Below are 3,228 nucleotides of genomic sequence, written 5' to 3' on the forward strand. Positions count from 1 at the left end.
TGCCAGCGCTGGGTTCATCACTACCAAGAAACAACTCGCTTGGATTCGTTACCTCAGCTAATCCCTGGCCGCGCATCTCAAAAACCCCCAATTCATGGGTGGCCCCAAAGCGATTCTTCACAGCCCGCAGTAAGCGATGGCTGGCAAAGCGATCGCCCTCAAAGGTGAGCACCGCATCTACCAAGTGCTCCAACACCTTTGGGCCCGCCAATACGCCTTCTTTTGTGACATGGCCCACCAGCAGTAGGGCTGTGCCTTGGCGTTTTGCAATCCGGGCTAAGGCGGCAGCGCATTCACGCACCTGGGCCACAGAACCAGGGGCACTGCTGAGATCTGCGTCGTGGAGGGCTTGGATGCTGTCTATTACCGCCACTGCAGGCCTTAGGGCCTCTAGCTCCTGCAGCACCAGTTCGAGGTCTGTTTCAGCCAGCAGCTGCAAATTAAGGTTTGCGCTGTTTTCAGTAACTGCGTTGCTGCTGGTTGCGCTATCGCTAGAGCTGAGTTGATCCACCAAGCGGCGCCAGCGCAATTTCACCTGTTGGGCTGATTCTTCAGCGCTCACGTAAAGCACCGAGTGGCGTAGAGCCATGGCTTGGGCGCTCTGCAGCAAAAGGGTGCTTTTGCCGATGCCTGGATCGCCCCCCAGCAGCACCAAAGAGCCAGGCACCAAGCCACCCCCCAGCACCCGATCCAGCTCGCCATAGCCGCTAGCAAGCCTTTGCAGCGGCCTATCCCCCACCGCATAGATGGGTTCTGAGCGGCGCGCCACAGCTGGAGTTGGATTTTCAGCTGGAGCACTCACCAAACGACGCCTACGGCTATCGCTCGCCACCACCACCTGCTCCACAAGCGTGTTCCAGTTACCGCAGGCGGAACAACGGCCAAAAAACTGTCGTGATTGGGCGCCGCAGCTTTCGCATACGTAGTTGGTGCTGCCTTTTGCCAAAGTTTTGTAAAGGTTGATGTGATTTTCTACATAAAAACAGCCAAACCTCGGTTGAGTGGTCCAACTGTTCCGCCCTGATTGTGCCCCTATGGCAGTTACTGCTGCACCGCCAAACGGGAAAGAAATCATCCTGGTAGTAGACGACGAAGCAAGTATCCGTCGCATTCTCGAAACGCGTCTCACGATGATTGGTTATCAGGTGATAACCGCAGCCGATGGTGAGGAAGCCTTAGAAGCATTCCGCCGTCAGCCCGCCGATCTAGTGGTACTAGACGTGATGATGCCAAAACTTGATGGCTATGGCGTTTGCCAGGAGCTGCGCAAGGAATCAGATGTGCCCATCGTGATGCTCACCGCCTTAGGCGATGTGGCAGATCGCATTACCGGTTTGGAGCTTGGCGCCGACGACTACGTGGTGAAGCCATTCAGCCCTAAAGAGCTGGAAGCGCGAATTCGCTGCGTTTTGCGCCGGGTGGATAAAGATAACCACGGTGGCTCTGGCCTTCCCAATTCAGGGATGATCCAGGTGGGGCAGATAAAAGTAGATACAAATAAAAGGCAGGTTTATCGCAACGACGAGCGCATCCGCCTCACCGGCATGGAATTCAGCCTTCTAGAGCTATTGGTGAGCCGCTCCGGGGAGTCCTTCAGCCGCGGTGAAATCCTCAAAGAGGTTTGGGGCTACACCCCAGAACGGCATGTGGATACAAGGGTGGTGGATGTGCATATTTCCCGTTTGCGCTCAAAGCTGGAAGATGACCCTGCAAATCCAGAACTTATCCTTACCGCCCGCGGGACGGGTTACCTTTTTCAACGAATCATCGACGGCGCCAGCGGCGACGGAGGCTAATTCTCCATGGCGGAGCCCCAATCCCTGCCGGGCCGCATTCGCCGGCCGCGGCCCCGCCGTGCCATGCGGCGGCTGGTGATCTGGTATCGCCGCACCGGCCCGGTGATCAGCCTGGTGGGCAGATTCGGCATCGGCTTTGGCCCTGGATTTAACCCTTTTGTTAATGCCAGCCCGCCTGGGCCCCGCATCGCAATTGCCGTTGATGGCATGGGGGGCGATTTCGCCCCTGGCCCAATCCTTGAAGGGTGCCTTGATGCAATTGATCAACTGGGCTTAAAGGTGCTGTTTGTTGCGGAAGAAGCACCTTTAAAAGCAGCCATTAAGGCACTTAAATTGGAGGCGCGGCTGAACCAGGCAACAGCGCAAGGCGCTTTGGAAATAGTGCCCGCTGGAGCCACCGTTGGAATGCACGAGGAAGCCACTGCCGTGCGTCGCAAACGCGATTCCAGCATCAATTTGGCGATGGATCAGCTTAAAAACGGCGCTGCCCTTGCGGTGTATTCAGCTGGTAATTCAGGGGCAGTGATGGCCTCTGCCATTTTTAGGCTGGGGCGGCTTAAGGGGATCGAGCGCCCCGCGATCGGCGCACTTTTTCCAACAAAGGATGCAAACCATCAAGTTTTGGTGCTTGATGTGGGGGCAAATATGGATTGCAAACCCAGTTATCTGCATCAATTCGCCTTGCTGGGCAATATCTACAGCCGCGATGTGCTCGGTGTAAAAAAGCCCTGCATCGGCCTGCTCAATATTGGAGAAGAGGAATGTAAAGGCAACGATCTTGCCTTGCGTAGTTATCCCTTATTAGCTGCAGAAAAACGCTTCCATTTCGCTGGTAATTGCGAAGGCCGTGATGTGCTTTCCGGCGAATTTGATGTGGTGGTTTGTGATGGTTTCACCGGCAATGTGTTGCTGAAATTCTTGGAATCAGTGGGCAGTGTGTTGCTGGAGGTGCTTAAGGCAGAACTACCCCGCGGTCGCCGCGGCAAGGTGGGTTCTGCTTTTTTACGCAATAACTTGCGACGCATCAAAAAACGACTCGATCATGCTGAACATGGCGGCGCCCTATTGCTTGGGGTGGATGGAATCTGCGTGATCGGCCACGGCAGCAGCAAAGCCCTTTCCGTATTAGGGGCTTTACGGCTTGCCCATGCTGCCGCTTCCCATGGCGCCCTTGAAAATCTGCACCGCCTCACAGATGAGGCCGCCTGATGCAGGGCATTCGATTTTGCGCCACCGGCGCCGCTTTGCCCCATACCAGCATCAGCAATGAATCCCTTAGCCAGCGGGTGGATACCAGCGACGAATGGATTCGCAGCCGCACAGGCATCACCGCAAGGCGCATTGCAGCAGAGCAGGAAAATCTCACCACACTGGCAAGCGCAGCCGGGCGTTTGGCTTTGGAACGGGCTGGATGGGATCCGGAAAGCCTCGA

Annotated in this window: 3 protein-coding genes and 1 pseudogene; 3 read left to right on the top strand and 1 reads right to left on the bottom strand. The window is 56.1% G+C overall.

Annotation, left to right across the window (positions count from 1 at the left end; all coding sequences use genetic code 11):
• The coding region (locus KB557_RS10100) for an AAA family ATPase (RefSeq protein WP_255133842.1) at positions 1–946 on the bottom strand (946 nt) is incomplete at its 3' end.
• 88 nt (positions 947–1,034) lie between these two features.
• Here KB557_RS10100 and rpaB point away from each other — a divergent pair.
• The 3 genes and pseudogenes from rpaB to KB557_RS10115 all read left to right on the top strand — a co-directional run.
• The gene (rpaB, locus tag KB557_RS10105; protein WP_255133844.1) at positions 1,035–1,796 is read left to right on the top strand and encodes a response regulator transcription factor RpaB; all 762 of its coding nucleotides are present in this window, start codon (positions 1,035–1,037) and stop codon (positions 1,794–1,796) included.
• 6 nt (positions 1,797–1,802) lie between these two features.
• Positions 1,803–3,005, top strand: a complete 1,203-nt coding sequence (plsX, locus tag KB557_RS10110) for a phosphate acyltransferase PlsX (protein WP_255133846.1) — start codon at positions 1,803–1,805, stop codon at positions 3,003–3,005.
• A pseudogene (locus KB557_RS10115) lies at positions 3,005–3,228 on the top strand (3-oxoacyl-ACP synthase); the annotation flags it as partial. The gene plsX and the pseudogene KB557_RS10115, both read left to right, overlap by 1 nt.

Source organism: Synechococcus sp. Cruz CV12-2-Slac-r, from assembly GCF_024346075.1.
In the GTDB taxonomy this organism is placed as follows: domain Bacteria; phylum Cyanobacteriota; class Cyanobacteriia; order PCC-6307; family Cyanobiaceae; genus Synechococcus_D.

What these genes read in the sequence shown, in the direction of transcription:
- rpaB (WP_255133844.1), top strand. Translation starts at nt 1,035, where the DNA reads ATGGCAGTTACTGCTGCACCGCCAAACGGGAAAGAAATCATCCTGGTA.
- plsX (WP_255133846.1), top strand. Translation starts at nt 1,803, where the DNA reads ATGGCGGAGCCCCAATCCCTGCCGGGCCGCATTCGCCGGCCGCGGCCC.